The organism is Pseudoduganella aquatica, assembly GCF_020865585.1.
Classification (GTDB): domain Bacteria; phylum Pseudomonadota; class Gammaproteobacteria; order Burkholderiales; family Burkholderiaceae_D; genus Rugamonas; species Rugamonas aquatica_A.
Genome location: NZ_CP086370.1, coordinates 6,379,126 through 6,393,983, shown reverse-complemented (window position 1 = coordinate 6,393,983; position 14,858 = coordinate 6,379,126). Strand labels below are relative to the sequence as shown.

General features: G+C 66.4%; 12 protein-coding genes. 5 read left to right on the top strand and 7 right to left on the bottom strand.

The genetic code is table 11. The annotated features are described in order from the left end of the window. Positions 1-18: 18 nt before the first annotated feature. Positions 19-1,002 (bottom strand): thiamine-phosphate kinase, encoded by a 984-nt coding sequence (gene thiL / locus KT882_RS28500; protein WP_228893889.1) that lies wholly within the window; start codon positions 1,000-1,002, stop codon positions 19-21. Between the two features lie 34 nt (positions 1,003-1,036). After that, complete coding sequence (locus KT882_RS28495) at positions 1,037-1,252, bottom strand: hypothetical protein (RefSeq protein WP_161075584.1); 216 nt, start codon at positions 1,250-1,252, stop codon at positions 1,037-1,039. Positions 1,253-1,539: 287 nt separating this feature from the next. Between KT882_RS28495 and KT882_RS28490 the strand changes: the two genes are divergently transcribed. The 5 genes from KT882_RS28490 (at position 1,540) to KT882_RS28470 (ending at position 8,255) form a co-directional block, all read left to right on the top strand. Further along, positions 1,540-3,858: an NADP-dependent malic enzyme gene (locus KT882_RS28490; RefSeq protein WP_161075585.1), complete on the top strand. Its 2,319-nt coding sequence runs from the start codon at positions 1,540-1,542 to the stop codon at positions 3,856-3,858. Between the two features lie 135 nt (positions 3,859-3,993). Continuing rightward, positions 3,994-5,037, top strand: coding sequence for a GDP-mannose 4,6-dehydratase (gene gmd / locus KT882_RS28485; RefSeq protein WP_161075586.1), 1,044 nt, complete (start codon positions 3,994-3,996; stop codon positions 5,035-5,037). After that, complete coding sequence (locus KT882_RS28480) at positions 5,037-5,990, top strand: NAD-dependent epimerase/dehydratase family protein (RefSeq protein ID WP_161075587.1); 954 nt, start codon at positions 5,037-5,039, stop codon at positions 5,988-5,990. Before gmd ends, KT882_RS28480 begins: the two co-directional genes overlap by 1 nt. Positions 5,991-5,995: 5 nt before the next feature. Continuing rightward, positions 5,996-7,120, top strand: a complete 1,125-nt coding sequence (locus KT882_RS28475) for a glycosyltransferase family 4 protein (RefSeq protein WP_308807796.1) — start codon at positions 5,996-5,998, stop codon at positions 7,118-7,120. 4 nt (positions 7,121-7,124) lie between these two features. Next, positions 7,125-8,255: a glycosyltransferase family 4 protein gene (locus KT882_RS28470; protein ID WP_228893887.1), complete on the top strand. Its 1,131-nt coding sequence runs from the start codon at positions 7,125-7,127 to the stop codon at positions 8,253-8,255. Positions 8,256-8,322: 67 nt separating this feature from the next. On the opposite strand, the gene KT882_RS28465 is transcribed toward KT882_RS28470, so the two are convergent. The 5 genes from KT882_RS28465 to KT882_RS28445 form a co-directional block, all read right to left on the bottom strand. After that, complete coding sequence (locus KT882_RS28465) at positions 8,323-9,315, bottom strand: HD domain-containing phosphohydrolase (RefSeq protein WP_161075590.1); 993 nt, start codon at positions 9,313-9,315, stop codon at positions 8,323-8,325. After that, the gene (locus KT882_RS28460) at positions 9,312-12,731 is read right to left on the bottom strand and encodes an MHYT domain-containing protein (protein ID WP_228893886.1); all 3,420 of its coding nucleotides are present in this window, start codon (positions 12,729-12,731) and stop codon (positions 9,312-9,314) included. Before KT882_RS28460 ends, KT882_RS28465 begins: the two co-directional genes overlap by 4 nt. 101 nt (positions 12,732-12,832) lie before the next feature. Beyond that, the gene (locus tag KT882_RS28455; RefSeq protein ID WP_228893885.1) at positions 12,833-13,579 is read right to left on the bottom strand and encodes a substrate-binding periplasmic protein; all 747 of its coding nucleotides are present in this window, start codon (positions 13,577-13,579) and stop codon (positions 12,833-12,835) included. A 98-nt stretch (positions 13,580-13,677) separates the two neighbouring features. Further along, complete coding sequence (locus KT882_RS28450; RefSeq protein WP_228893884.1) at positions 13,678-14,541, bottom strand: DUF2141 domain-containing protein; 864 nt, start codon at positions 14,539-14,541, stop codon at positions 13,678-13,680. 26 nt (positions 14,542-14,567) lie between these two features. After that, positions 14,568-14,858, bottom strand: coding sequence for a transcriptional regulator (locus KT882_RS28445; protein ID WP_161075594.1), 291 nt, complete (start codon positions 14,856-14,858; stop codon positions 14,568-14,570).

Below are 14,858 nucleotides of genomic sequence, written 5' to 3'. Positions count from 1 at the left end.
GCGTTGCCGCGTTGCCGCTTACGCGCTCCCGAAATGGTCGAATCCTTGCAGCGCGAGCGCCAGCGGCGCACCCTGCGCGTCCACCAGCCGCAGCCCGGGCTCGGCCTCGATGCGTCCCACGCGCGTGACCGCCGTGCCGCTTTGCACGCCGGCCGCCAGCACCGCCTCGCGCTGCGTAGCGGGCGCCGTAAAGCACAGCTCATAATCATCCCCGCCCGCCGCCGTGTAGGCGCGCCGCCATTCCTGTGCATAGCGGGACAGCACCGGCCCGGCCGGCAGCGCGTCCACGTCCAGCGTGGCGCCCACCCTGGACAGCTTGAGGATATGCCCGATATCCCCCACCAGCCCGTCCGAAATATCAATCGCCGCGTGCGCGATGCGCCGTTCGGCCAGCAGGCGCCCCAGCGCCACGCGCGGCGTGGGCGCATGCAGGCGCGCCGCCGCCGCCGCGAAATCCTCCCCGCGCGCCAGCTCCTCGCCCGCGCCCGGCTCGCGCAGGCAGGCCGCCAGCGCCAGGCGCGCGTCGCCCAGCGTGCCGGAGATCCAGATGTCGTCGCCGGGCTGCGCCGCGTCGCGCCGCAGCGCTTCGCCGGGCGCCAGTTCGCCGAAGATGGTGATGCAGATGTTGAGCGGCCCCTTGGTGGTGTCGCCGCCTATCAGTTCGCAGCCGTGCGCATCGGCCAGTGCGAACAGGCCGGCGGAAAACTCCGCCAGCCAGGCCCGCTCGGCCGACGGCAGCGCCAGCGCCAGGGTAAAGCCCACCGGACGCGCGCCCATGGCCGCCAGGTCGGACAGGTTGACCGCCAGGCTCTTATGGCCCAGCCGGCGCGGATCGGCCCCGGCGAAGAAGTGGCGGCCTTCCACCAGCATGTCGGAGGAAATGGCGGTCTGCATGCCGGCGCCGGGCGTGAGCAAGGCGCAGTCGTCGCCTATGCCCAGCGTGGCGCGGACGGGACGGGGGCGGTTGAAGTATTCTGCGATGAGGTCGAATTCGGAGAGCATGCCGCCATTGTACTAGCGTGCCGCGCCTCCGGCTTCAGGCGTTGCCGCCCTCGGTCATTTCGTCTTCGTGCGCCATCTGGCGCTTGTGGCGGCTGAAGCTGTAGCCCCACACGCCGGTGGACGCCACGGCCACGGCTGCCAGCAGGGCCGATTGCGCCGTGCCTGGCTCGGCAAAAAACAGCAGCAGCGTGGCCGCCGGGAAGACGATGCTGGAGAGTCGGAAACAGTGGTGCCAGAATTGGGTGTCCATCGTGTACCTTTCTTTCCAGGATGACAATCAACCCAGTCTATTACGCGGAAGTTACATTGTCTAGGAGAACTAAAGGCCTAAGTCCATGTTTTTTCAACGAATTGCTTTCAGAGAAAGTATGCGCAACAGTTGCAATCTGAAAGGTGCAAGGGCCATAGAAAAAATTGATAATTTTGAAAAATCCGATAGTTATTCTGTCCTATTCGTGAAAATACCTAGCTAACTGAAAGAATTGGTCTGATAGAATCGGAAGCTTTCCCGATAGACAAACAGGAAGGCTGTACAGCATGGATTCGTCATCTGATAAAAAAGAGGAATTGAGACAACAACTGCGCCTGGCCGCGCTCGAATACCACGAGTGCCCGAAACCCGGCAAAATCAGTGTTACCCCCACCAAGCAGTTGACCAATCAGCGCGACCTGGCGCTGGCCTACTCCCCGGGCGTGGCCGCTCCGTGCGAAGAAATCGTCGCCGACCCAGCCAACTCCTACAAGTACACCGCGCGCGGCAACCTGGTCGCCGTCATCACCAACGGCACCGCCGTGCTGGGCCTGGGCAATATCGGCCCGCTGGCGGCCAAGCCTGTGATGGAAGGCAAGGGCGTGCTGTTCAAGAAATTCGCCGGCATCGACGTGTTCGACATCGAGATCAACGAATCCGATCCGGACAAGCTGTGCGACATCATCGCCTCCCTGGAGCCGACCTTCGGCGGCGTCAACCTGGAAGACATCAAGGCGCCCGAGTGCTTCACCATCGAGCGCCAGCTGCGCGAGCGCATGAAGATTCCGGTCTTCCATGACGACCAGCACGGCACCGCCATCATCGTGGGCGCGGCCCTGCTGAACGGCATCCAGCTGGTGGGCAAGAACATCAAGGAATGCAAACTGGTGGTGTCCGGCGCCGGCGCGGCCGCGCTGGCCTGCCTGGACCTGATCGTCGATCTAGGCTTCCCGCTGGAAAACATCTTCGTCACCGACCTGGCCGGCGTGGTCTACAAGGGCCGCACCGAGCTGATGGACCCGGACAAGGAACGCTTCGCGCGCGACACCACGGCCCGCACCCTGGCCGAAGTGATACCGGACGCCGACATCTTCCTGGGCGTGTCCGCCGGCGGCGTGCTGAAGCAGGACATGGTCAAGCAGATGGCCCCGAACCCGCTGATCCTGGCGCTGGCCAACCCGAATCCGGAAATCCTGCCGGAAGACGTGAAGGCGGTGCGCGGCGACGCCATCATCTGCACCGGCCGTTCGGACTATCCGAACCAGGTCAACAACGTGCTGTGCTTCCCCTACATCTTCCGCGGCGCGCTCGACTGCGGCGCCACCACGATTACCCGTGAAATGGAAATCGCCGTGGTGCACGCGATCGCCGAGCTGGCGCACGCCGAGCAGTCCGACATCGTGGCCACCACCTATGGCGTGAACAACCTGTCCTTCGGCCCGGAATACCTGATCCCGATGCCGTTCGACCCGCGCCTGCTGACCAAGATCGCCCCGGCCGTGGCCAAGGCGGCCTTCGACTCCGGCGTGGCCACCCGTCCGATCAAGGACCTGGAAGCCTACGCCGACAGCCTGCAGCAGTTCGTGTACCGCTCCGGCACCTTCATGAAGCCGCTGTTCGCGGTGGCCAAGCAGACCCCGGCCGAGCTGAAACGCATCGTCTACGCCGAAGGCGAAGAAGAGCGCGTGCTGCGCGCCGTGCAGGTGGTGGTGGACGAGCGCCTGGCGCGCCCCATCCTGGTGGGCCGTCCGGCCGTGCTGGAAACCCGCATCACCAAATTCGGCCTGCGCCTGCGCCAGGGCATAGACTACGACGTCATCAATCCGGACTTCGACGAGCGCTACCGCGAATACTGGACCGCCTACTACGACCTGGCCAAGCGCAACGGCGTGACGCAGGAATACGCCAAGCTGGAAATGCGCCGCCGACACTCGCTGATCGGCGCCATGATGATCAAGAAGGGCGACGCCGACGGCATGATCTGCGGCACCTTCGGCACCACCGACCTGCACCTGAAGTATATCGACCAGGTGCTGGGCCGCCGCGCCGGCGCCTGCGTGTACGCCGCCATGAACGTGCTGGTGCTGCCTGAGCGCCAGCTGGTCATCGTGGACACCCACGTCAACGAGAACCCGGACGCCAACCAGCTGGCCGCCATCACCATGATGGCCGCCGAGGAAATGAAGCGCTTCGGCCTGCAGCCGCGCGCCGCGCTGCTGTCGCACTCCAACTTCGGCTCGTCCAACAGCGCCTCGGCGCAGAAGATGCGCGCCGCGCTGGCCATCGTCAAGGAACAGGCGCCGGAACTGGAAGTGGACGGCGAAATGCACGGCGATACCGCGCTGGACTCCAAGCTGCGCCAGAAAATCATGCCGGATTCCTTCCTGACGGCGGACGCCAACCTGCTGGTGATGCCGAACATCGACTCGGCCAACATCGCCTACAACCTGCTGAAAACGGCGGCCGGCAACGGCATCGCGGTCGGCCCCATCCTGCTGGGCTGCGCCGCGCCGGTGCACATCCTCACCCCGTCGGCCACCGTGCGCCGCATCGTCAACATGACGGCGCTGTGCGTGGTGGACGCGGTGGCGCAACGTAAAGCTTGACGCGAGGCCAGCCTCCGAAAGTTGCCGTGTAACAAGGTGTAAGTTGTGTAAGGCCCGTCCGGTGCAAATCGGGCGGGCCTCATGTCTCTGTTACAATACCCGGCTGTCAAAGTTTCGTTGGAAAACGTGAATATCATGCAAAAGACTAAAAAAGCGCTCGTTACGGGCATTACCGGCCAGGATGGCGCCTATCTGGCGGAACTGCTGCTGGGCAAGGGGTATGTTGTCACCGGCACCTATCGCCGCACCAGCTCCGTCAATTTCTGGCGCATTGAAGAACTGGGCATCCAGAATCACCCCAACCTGAAACTGGTCGAATACGACCTGACCGACCTGAGCTCGAGCATCCGCCTGATCCAGCAAGGCGAATTCGACGAGGTGTACAACCTGGCGGCGCAGAGCTTTGTCGGCGTGTCCTTCGAACAGCCGATCACCACCGCCGAAATCACCGGCGTCGGTCCGGTCAACCTGCTCGAAGCGATCCGCATCGTCAATCCGAAGATCCGCTTCTACCAGGCCTCGACCTCGGAAATGTTCGGCAAGGTGCAAGCTATTCCGCAGGTGGAAGACACCCCGTTCTACCCGCGCAGCCCTTACGGCGTGGCCAAGCTGTACGCCCACTGGATGACCGTGAACTACCGCGAGTCCTACGGCATCTTCGGCTCCTCGGGCATCCTGTTCAACCACGAGTCGCCGCTGCGCGGCCGCGAGTTCGTCACCCGCAAGATCACCGACTCGGTCGCCAAGATCAAGCTGGGCAAGCTGGACGTGCTGGAACTGGGCAATATGGACGCCAAGCGCGACTGGGGCTTTGCCAAGGAATACGTGGAAGGCATGTGGCGCATTCTGCAGGCTGACGAACCAGGCACCTACGTGCTGGCCACCAACCGCACCGAAACCGTGCGCGACTTCGTCACCATGGCCTTCAAGGCCGCCGGCATCGCCATCGAATGGAAGGGCGAAGCGGAGAACGAAACCGGCCACGACGCCAAGACCGGCAAAGTGCTGGTGCGCGTCAATCCGAAGTTCTACCGTCCGGCCGAAGTGGAACTGCTGATCGGCAACCCTGCCAAAGCCACCAAGGAACTGGGCTGGGCGCCGAAAACCACGCTGGAAGAGCTGTGCCAGCTGATGGTGGACGCCGACCTGCGCCGCAACGAGATCGGCTTCTCGTTCTGATGAACGCGCCGCTGCACCCACCGCACGCGACGCTGCCGCTGCTGTCCCCGGCCACCGAGGGCGCCGGCAAGCGCGCGCTCGTCACGGGGCTGGCCGGCTTCACCGGCCGCTATGTGGCGGCCGAGCTGCGCGCCGCCGGCTACCGCGTGATCGGCACCACGGTGCCGGGCCATGCGGACGTGTCCGAGGACATGCTGCCGGTGGACCTGACCGACCGCGCCGCCGTGGCGGCCATGGTGCAGGCGGTGCAGCCGGACGTGGTGGTGCACCTGGCGGCCATCGCCTTCGTGGCGCATGCCGACATCGAACAGATTTACCGCGTCAACGTGGTGGGCACCCGCAATCTGCTGGAAGCCCTGGCCGCGCTGGCGAAGAAACCGTCCGCGGTATTGGTGGCATCGAGCGCCAATATCTACGGCAACGCCGACCTGCCCATGCTGGGCGAGGACACGGCGCCGGCTCCGGCCAATGACTACGCCGTCTCCAAGCTGTCCATGGAATACATGGCGCGGCTGTGGATGGACAAGCTGCCTATCATCATTACGCGTCCGTTCAACTACACGGGCGTGGGCCAGCACGAGAACTTCCTGCTGCCGAAAATCGTTGCGCATTTCCGCCGCAAGGCCGCCGACATCGAGCTGGGCAACCTGCACGTGTGGCGCGACTTCTCGGACGTGCGCATGGTCGCCGCCGCCTACCGCCAGCTGCTGGCGCTGGCCCCGGCCGGACAAACTTTCAACATCTGTTCCAGCACCGGCTACTCGCTGGGCGAAGCGCTGGACATGATGGGCCGCATCGCCGGCTACCAGATCAACGTGCATGTGAACCCCGCCTTCGTGCGCGCCAATGAAGTGGTGCGCCTGGTGGGCGACAACACCCGCCTGGCCTCCGTGGTCGGGCAAATCGTGCCGGTGCCGCTGGAGCAAACGCTGCGCTGGATGTACGAGGCTTGAGTGTCTTGCGCATTGGCCTTTCCACCACTACTGTTGAACCGGTCCTGACCGGCGGACGCCTCGACGGCATCGGCGTGTATAGCCAGGCGCTGCTGCGCCAGCTGCCGCACGCTGGCTGCTCTGTGCAGCCCATGTCCTTTGCGCCGTTCGGCCAGGGCGCCGCTGCCCTCAGCGTGGGCGTGCCGCTGTCGCATTCCTTCCCCGTCACCACGCTGCGCGACCTGTGCACGCCGGGCGCCGTGCGCGAGCACATGCCCAGCGTGGACCTGTTCCACTCCACCGACTACCGCACCGTGCGCATGGACTGCATGGTGGTGGCCACGCTGCACGACGCGCTGCCGCTGTCGCATCCCGAATGGTGCAGCCCGCGCTTGCGCGGCCTGAAGAACTGGCTGCAGCGCAAGGCCGCGCGCAAGGCCGACCACGTAATCGCCGTGTCGCACTTCGCCGTGCGCGAGCTGGAACAATGCTTCGGCATCGATCCGCGCCGCATCAGCGTGGTGCATAACGGCGTCGACGAACGCTGGCTGGACGCGCCGGAGCCGGAAGCGGTGGCCGTCACCCAGGCGCAGTATGGCCTGAAACCCGGCTACTTCCTGTTTGTCGGCACGCTGCAGCCGCGCAAGAACCTGGGCCGCGTGCTGGCGGCCTACCTGGCCCTGCCGCCGGTGGTGCGCGCCAAGCGCCAACTGGTGGTGGTGGGCGCGCCGGGCTGGCGCAGCGAGGAGCAGCAGGCGCAAATGAAAGCGGCGGTGCAGAACGGCGAAAACGTCGTCTGGCTGGACCGCCTGACCCACGAAGAGCAGCTGCGCCACGTGTACGCCGGCGCGGGCGTGTTCGTGTTCCCATCGCTGTACGAGGGCTTCGGCATACCGGTGGTGGAGGCCTTTGCCTCCGGCGTGCCGGTGGTCGCCTCCAATACCAGTTCGCTGCCCGAAGTGACGCGCGGCGCGGCGCTGGAAGTCGATCCGCTGTCGGTGCCGGAAATCAGCGCCGCCATGCTGGAACTGGCGCGCGACGAGGCGCTGCGCGCGCGCTGCGCGGCCGCCGGCCGCGTGCGCGCCGTCGAGCTGACTTGGGCCGAAACCGCCCGCAAGACGGCCGCCGTGTACCACACCCTTTTATCCTGAGCTTATGCGCGTCCTTCATTTCTACAAGACCTATTACCCCGATTCGTGGGGCGGCATCGAGCAGGTGATACGCCAGATGTGCGTGGGCACCACGCGCCTGGGCGTGCACAACGAAGTGCTGACGCTGACCCGCAACGGCGGCCCGTCGCAGATGGAGATCGAAGGCCACACGGTGCACCGCGTGCCGCTCAACTTCGAGATCGCCTCCAACGCCATGTCGTTCGCGGCCATCCGCAAGCTCAAGCACCTGGCCAGGCAGGCGGACGTGATCCACTACCATTTCCCGTGGCCGTTCATGGACCTGGCGCATTTCATGGCCGGCATCGACAAGCCCAGCGTGGTGACCTACCACTCGGACATCGTGCGCCAGAAAGCCCTGCTGCGCGTGTACACGCCGCTCAAGCAGCGCTTCCTGAAAAGCGTGGACGCCATCGTGGCCACCTCGCCCAACTACCTGGCCTCGTCGCCGGTGCTGGGCCGCTACAAGAACAAGACCCGTACCATTACTTATGGCCTGGACCGGAGCATTTATCCCAAGCCGCCGCAGGCGGTGCTGGACAAATGGCGCGCGCGCTGCGGTGAACGCTTCTTCCTGTTCATCGGCATGCTGCGCTACTACAAGGGCCTGCACATCCTGCTCGACGCGCTGGCGGGGACCGACTATCCGGTGGTGATCGTCGGCGCCGGACCGCTGGAGCAGGAGCTCAAGGCGCATGCCGAACGCCTGGGGCTGACGCATGTGATGTTTGTGGGTGCGCTGGAGGAGGAAGACAAGGTGGCGCTGCTGGAGCTGTGCTACGCCATGGCCTTCCCCTCGCATCTGCGCTCGGAGGCGTTCGGCATCTCGCTGCTGGAAGGCGCCATGTACGGCAAGCCCATGATCTCGAGCGAGATCGGCACCGGCACGACCTATATCAATGTGGACCAGGTGACGGGCCTGGTGGTGCCGCCCAGCGACCCGCAAGCCTTCGGCGCGGCCATGCGCACCTTGTGGGAGCAGCCGGAACTGGCCGCCGCCATGGGACGCCGCGCGGCCGAGCGCTATGAGGAATTGTTCACCGCGGAGACGATGGCGCACAGCTATCTGGCGCTGTACCGCGAGCTGGCGGCTGGCGGGTTACGCGCTGCGCGCTAACCCGCCCTACGAAGCACCGTAGCACCGTAGGGCGGGTTAGGCGAAGCCGTAACCCGCCGGAGCCGCCTCAGGCCTCCGCCCAGCGCTCCTTGATCTCCACAATCTCCGGCAGGCGCGCCAGGAACAGGTCCACCAGCTCCGGATCGAAATGCTGGCCGCGCTGCTGGCGCAGGTACTGCACCGCTTCCTCCACCGGCCATGGCGCCTTGTAAGGGCGCGCCGAGGTCAGCGCGTCGAACACGTCTGCAATGGCCACGATGCGCCCCTCCAGCGGAATATCCAGCCCCGCCAGCCCGCGCGGATAGCCGCTGCCGTCCCACTTCTCATGGTGGGTGAGCGCGATATTGCGCGCCAGTGCCAGCATGCCGTGCGCGTGCTCGCCGATGATGTCCGCGCCTATGGTGGCGTGCGACTGCATGACGGCCCATTCTTCCTTGTCCAGCGCGCCCGGCTTCTGCAAAATGCGGTCCGGTATGCCGATCTTGCCCACGTCGTGCATGGGCGCCGCGTGCAGCAGGTCCTCGGCGGCGGTGGCGCTCAGGCCAGCCGCCAGCCCCAGCACGCGCGCGTAGTGGCTCATGCGGATCACGTGCAGGCCGGTCTCGTTGTCCTTGTATTCGGCCGCGAGGCCCAGGCGCTGCACGATCTGCAAGCGCGTTTCCTTCAGCTCGTCCACCCGCACCAGCGACAGATGCGTGCGTACCCGCGCGCGCACGATGGGAGGGCTGAGCGGCTTGGTGATGTAGTCGACCGCGCCGGCCTCGAAGCCGGTGACTTCGTCGTCCGGATCGTTCAGGGCAGTGGCGAAGATGACGGGGATGGCGGCGGTGGCCGGATCGGCTTTCAGGATGCGGCAGGCTTCGTAGCCTGTCATGCCGGGCATCATTACGTCCATCAGGATCAGGTTGGGCGTTTCCTGGCGCGCCAGCTCCAGGGCGCGCGCCGCGTCCTTGGCGAACAGCAGGCGGTAATGGTCTTGCAGGATGTGGCGCAGCAGTTGCAGGTTGCTGGCTTCATCATCCACCGCCAGGATCAGCGGCAGCGAAAGGGCTTGGTTCATTGCGTGCTTTCTGGTTTTGGGGGAAGCGCATCGGCCATGACGGCATCCAGTTTATCCTGCGCCAGCGAGAAGTCAAAATTGGCCACGGCCTGGTGCAGCTGGTCCAGCGTGGCGGGCGGAACGTGGGCCTGCACGCGCTGCGACAGGCTGGCCAGCGCCGCGTCGTCCAGCGCGCCGCGCCGCAGCGATTGCAGCAGCCGTTGCGCATCGCTGCGCGCCGCCTCGATGTCGAGCGCCATCGCGGCCAATGCGGCCGGATCCGCCGCCGCATGCTGCTCGTGTTTTCCCTGCTGCTTCAGCTGCGAGCGGACCGCCTTCAGGGCAGCCGCCAGATGCAGCGCCACGCTGGCGAGCACAGGTTCCAGCACGGGGGCTGGCGTCTCGCCGTGGCCGACGCGCTCGACCTGTTCCTCCATATCGGCCAGCGCCTGCGCCAGCTGCTCCAGCCCCAGGTTGGCGGCCACGCCGCGCGCGCGGTGGGCCAGGGCCTGGATGGCGGGATAGTCCCCGCTGGCGCACAGGGCGTCGAACTGGTGCGCGTCGTTGCTGTGCTCGGCGATGAAATGGGCCAGCGCCGCCTGGTAGGCCGCTTCGCTGCCGTCCCAGCGCCGCAAGCCTGCGGCCCGGTTCAGCACATGCAGGCCCAGGGCTGCGCGCGCTTCGTACAATTCGGCCGGCGCGGGCGCCGGCGCCGGGGACAGCGCCAGCACGCGCGCCAGCTCGCGCGAGAGCTGCGGCCAGTCCACCGGCTTGGATGCGAAACCGTCCATGCCCGCCGCCGAACTGGCCTGGCGGTGCGCTTCCAGCACGCTGGCCGTCATGGCGATGATGGGCACGCGCCGCCGTCCTGCCTGCGCCTCCCGCACGCGGATGGCGCGGGTGGCGGCCAGGCCGTCCATGACCGGCATCTGCACGTCCATCAGTATCACGTCGAAATCCTCGCTGTCCGCCAGTTGCGCGGCGGCCGCCCCGTCTGCCGCGGTGGCCACGCTGTGGCCGCGCTTTTCCAGCATCAGGCGCAGCAGTTCCAGGTTCTGCGCCACGTCGTCCGCCGCCAGTATTCTCAGCGGCGGCAGCGGCAGCGCGCCCGGCTGCTGTTCCTCCTGCGACGCCTGCTCCAGCGCGGGCCGCAGCGGCAGCAGCACGTGGAACACCGTTCCCTCGCCCTGCGTGCTCTCGGCCCAGATTTTCCCGCCCATCAGTTCCACCAGCTGCTTGCTGATGGTGGTGCCCAGGCCGGTGCCGCCGTAGCGCCGCGTCATCGACGGGTCGGCCTGCGTGAAGGGATCGAAAATGGCCTCCAGCCGGTCCGGCGCAATGCCGATGCCGGTGTCGCGCACCGCCAGGTGCAGCTGGCCCTCGCGCAGCGCCGCCTGCAGCGCCACCGAGCCGTGGGCGGTGAACTTGATGGCGTTGTCCAGCAAATTGGTGAGGATCTGCCGCATGCGCAGCTCGTCGCCGTGCAGGCGCGCCGGCAGCTGCTGCGCGTAGCTGACCTCCATCGCCAGCCCCTTCGCGCGCGCGCTGGCGCCGCAGCTGGAGGTCAGCTCGTCGACCAGCGCCAGGAAGTCGTAGTCGGCCTGCTCCAGCTCCACCGCGCCTTTGTCCAGCTTGGCCGTGTCCAGGATTTCGTTGAGCAGGCGTAGCAGCGAGCGGCCCGCGTTGCGCACCGTGTTCAGGTGGCGGCGCTGCTCGGGCGGCAGGTCGCTGTCGAGCAGCACGTCGGTGAAGCCCAGGATCGAATTCATCGGCGTGCGGATCTCGTGGCTCATATTGGCCACGAAGCTGGCGCGCGCGGCGGCCGCCTGCTCCGCGTTGTCCTTGGCGCGCCGCAGCTCCTGCTCCATCTGGCGCCGCTCGGTAATGTCCAGCATCACGCCGTCTATCCAGCGCACCTGGCCTTGCGCATCGCGCACCACGGCGCCGTGCTCCCAGATCCAGCGCAGGCCGCCGTCGGCGTGCTGCAGGGCGTATTCGATCAGGTAGGGCTGCTCACTGGCGATGGTGTGTTCGAGCGCGTCCAGCACGCTCTGGCGGTCGGCCGGGACGATCAGGCTGGTCAGCGTGCGGCAGGCGCCGGGGCCGGTGAAGTCGCTCGCCGGATAGCCCGCCACCAGCTCCACGCCGTCGCTCAGGAACACCAGCGGATGCTCGCCGCCCGCCAGGCAGCGGAAGGAGATGCCGGGGATATGCCCGATCAGCGAGCGGAATTGCTGCTCGCTTTCGCCCAGCGCCTGCATCATGGCGCGGCGTTCCGAGATGTCGGTAATAAAGAGCACGAACACGTCCTCGCCGCCGGTGCTGGTGTGGCCCAGCGCGCGCCGGATGGGCACCAGGCTGCCGTCCTTGCGCACGCCCACCAGTTCGGTGCCCGCGTGCGCAGCGCGCGCCTCCACCGCGTTGCGCTGGCGCAGATGGTAGAGCAGGCCGTCCTGTTCCGAGCGCACGGGATCGGCCACCAGCACCGCCACGTTCAGGCCGATGATTTCGCTGCGCCGCCAGCCGAAGATGCGCTCGGCCGAGGCGTTGAATTCCTGGATCACGCCGTCGCCGTTGACGGTGATGACGCCATCCACCGTGGTGGTCAGCAGCGCCCGCATCGAGCTCTCGCTGCGGCGCAGGGTGCGGTACAGTTCGCGGTAGCGCAGCAGGCCGTAGGCGCCCGCGACGAACACCGTGAAAGCCACCGTGATGATGGAGATGGCCAGCGCCAGGAAGCCGCTGCCGGGACCGGCGGCCGAGCCGGGCGGCGGCACGCCGACGAAGCGCGCCGCCGCCATGCCGGTGTAGTGCATGCCGGCGATGGCGCAGCCCATGAACAGCCCGCTCAGCGCCAGGCGGCCGCCGCTTTTCAGGCGCGTGGCGCCGCGCAGGCCGAAGCGCACCCACAGCGCCGCCGTGCCCAGCGCCACCGCCACCAGGATGGACACGGCCGACATCAGCGGATCGTAGCGCAGCACCAGCGTGGACTCCATGGCCGCCATGCCAGAGTAGTGCATGGCGGCGATGCCCAGGCCCACCAGCAGGCCGCCGCAGGCTAGCGTGGCGCCGGTCATCCGGCGGCGGCGCACCAGGGCCAGCGCCACGCAGGACGCGCCCAGGCTGGGCAGCAGGGACAGGATGGTGAGCGAGGGGTCGTAGCTGACGCTGGTGCACAGGCTGAACGCCAGCATGCCGATAAAGTGCATGGACCACACGCCGCAACCCAGCGCGAGGCTGCCGGCCAGCAGCGCCACGGTGCGCAGCATGCGGTTGCCGCCGCCGCGCGCCTGGCCGGCCAGCTGCAGCCCCATCCACGAGGAAAACACCGCCACCAGCACGGACAGCGCCACCAGCGCGGGGTCGTACTGTCCATACGTGAGCAGGGCCGGATCGGACGGCGGAGAGAACAATTGCAGCAGCGAGCTAGTGTCCATGGCAGTTGGCTGGTGAATAATCTCTGTTGCAAAAAGGATAGCTACATACAGTATCACATTTCCGCATGGAAATAAGTCACATTATTGCCGAGGGCTGCGCGCTAGCGCCACTGCCGCAAATACGTTTGGTACTCAGGGGTTTGCCGCGTTGTGCGGATGGCCTGCCAGTAGGCGTCGATGGCTGCGCGGTTGCGGTTGTAGAAGCTGCGGTTCACCATCAGGAACAGCGGCGTGAGATGGAAGGGCGTGGGCAGCGCCTCGATCCGGCCTTTGTAGGCCTGGCTGATGTAAAACCCCGCTTCCGCCTCCTGCGCGATGGCGGCCGAGAGCCGGTCGAAGGCCAGCTTGCTGAGGTTCTGGTCGGCGCTCTTGGCGCCGTCGTCCACCGCCACGCCGAGCTTGCGCAGCAGCGGCCCGTGGATAAAGCCCGCCTGCACGCCCACCGGCTGCGGCCCCAGTCCCTTGAACTGCTTGCCGTTCCACTGCACGGCGCTGCCGCTGCGGCGGTACACCATGAAGCGCGTGATGGCCAGCGCGTACGAGTCGTCCGGCTGCGCGCCCTGCATGGGAATCACGCCGTAGCCCACCCGCTCCGGCGCATAGGCGGCGATCAGCGCATCCGTCTCGCCATGCTCCAGCTGCGCCAGGCAGCGCGCGCGCGGCGCGAAGGTGTTCTCTATCTTGATGTCGCCGCCCTTGGCGGCCCGGCGCAGCAGCTCCTGCGTCTGTCCGCTGCCGTCGGGCATGGTGTAGGGCGCGAACGGACGGTCGAAGGTGCACAGCCGCACCGTCAGCGCGGAAGCGTTGCAGGCGATCAGGCACAGGCTGGCGGTCAATAAGCGGAGCACGGAACACCCAAGGAAATCGGATGACCGACTATAGCGGCATCCGCGCCTTATTGTCCAATGGGCGAGGGACGGCCGCGCATGGCAAACAACAGCAGGCCTTACTTGTGCAGTTCGATGGGGATGGCCTTGCCGTCGGCGGAGACGGTAAAGCGGGCGGCCTCGTATTTCGGCGGGCCGAAGCTGCCTTTGGCGTTGTTGCTGGTGCCCGTTGGCTCGGCGGGAATGCCGAACATCCTGGTGTCGAGCTTGCCGTCGCTGTTGATGTCCTGGAACAGCGATACGGCGTAGTCGCCTGCAGGCACATCGGTCAGGTCGACCCGCATGGCCGCGTTGGCGGCCGGCACGGTCAGCTTGCGCAGCGGCTTTTTCAGGAAGTCCTCGCTGCTGTTGTAGAGCGCAATCACCAGGTTACCCTGGCCGGCCTGCACGCCTTTGAGGTCCAGCGTCAGCGTGCCGGCTTGCGCCGAGCTTGCCAGCGCCGCCAGCGCGATCGCCGCCGCGCTGCTGCGGGCGGTCTTGCCCCAGAAATACGACAGTACCATCAGGAACACCATCATCGCCACGCCTTGCGCAAGGCCGGCCATCGCCTTCTGGCCATGCAATGCCGGGATGCGCACAAACGCTTCGTTGATCAGGCCTCCGACGAGCTGGTAATAGCTGAACAGCATGGCGCTCAGGTGGATGCGCAGCCAGTAGCGCCCCGGCTTGCGCCAGCGGGCCGAGGCAAAGGCTACCGCCAGACTGAGCAAGGTACACAGCGCCAGGATGTGAAAGACGTTGAAGCCGCCCAGCTGGTAGACGCCCAGCGCGGTCAGGTTAGCCAGCAGCATGGCATAGATATAGCGCATGCCGTCGCGCCGATGTACGGCGCCGCCTTTGGCCCGCCACAGCATGGCGCCGCCGATGATCAGGGCGTAGCTGCAGGCCAGTGTGTGCAGCCATCCGGTCAGAGTCAGGTGCATGGTTTGTCCTCTTGGAGTAGGTGGGGTCAGAGATCCAGCAGGGAGCGCAGCTGGGTAATGTAGTGGCGGTAGGCTGCGCGCCCGGCCGGGGTGGAGCGGATGCGTGTCAAAGGCTTCTTGCCGACGATCTGCTTGTCGATTTCCAGATACGCTGCGCGCGACAGCGTTTCCAGGTGCGAGCCGAGATTGCCGTCGCTGGCGTTGATCATGGATTTCAGGCGCACAAATTCCACCCACTCGTCTTTTTTCAGCGCGAGCAAGGCGGTCATGATGCGCAGGCGGGTGGTTTGGTGGATGACTTCGTCCAGCTTGCTCAT

Excerpts from the sequence above, each read along its gene's own strand:
- KT882_RS28460 (WP_228893886.1), bottom strand. The coding sequence starts at position 12,731 with ATGGACACTAGCTCGCTGCTGCAATTGTTCTCTCCGCCGTCCGATCCG.
- KT882_RS28465 (WP_161075590.1), bottom strand. The coding sequence starts at position 9,315 with ATGAACCAAGCCCTTTCGCTGCCGCTGATCCTGGCGGTGGATGATGAA.
- KT882_RS28445 (WP_161075594.1), bottom strand. The coding sequence starts at position 14,858 with ATGAGCAAGCTGGACGAAGTCATCCACCAAACCACCCGCCTGCGCATC.
- thiL (WP_228893889.1), bottom strand. The coding sequence starts at position 1,002 with ATGCTCTCCGAATTCGACCTCATCGCAGAATACTTCAACCGCCCCCGT.
- gmd (WP_161075586.1), top strand. The coding sequence starts at position 3,994 with ATGCAAAAGACTAAAAAAGCGCTCGTTACGGGCATTACCGGCCAGGAT.
- KT882_RS28450 (WP_228893884.1), bottom strand. The coding sequence starts at position 14,541 with ATGCACCTGACTCTGACCGGATGGCTGCACACACTGGCCTGCAGCTAC.
- KT882_RS28495 (WP_161075584.1), bottom strand. The coding sequence starts at position 1,252 with ATGGACACCCAATTCTGGCACCACTGTTTCCGACTCTCCAGCATCGTC.
- KT882_RS28480 (WP_161075587.1), top strand. The coding sequence starts at position 5,037 with ATGAACGCGCCGCTGCACCCACCGCACGCGACGCTGCCGCTGCTGTCC.
- KT882_RS28490 (WP_161075585.1), top strand. The coding sequence starts at position 1,540 with ATGGATTCGTCATCTGATAAAAAAGAGGAATTGAGACAACAACTGCGC.
- KT882_RS28470 (WP_228893887.1), top strand. The coding sequence starts at position 7,125 with ATGCGCGTCCTTCATTTCTACAAGACCTATTACCCCGATTCGTGGGGC.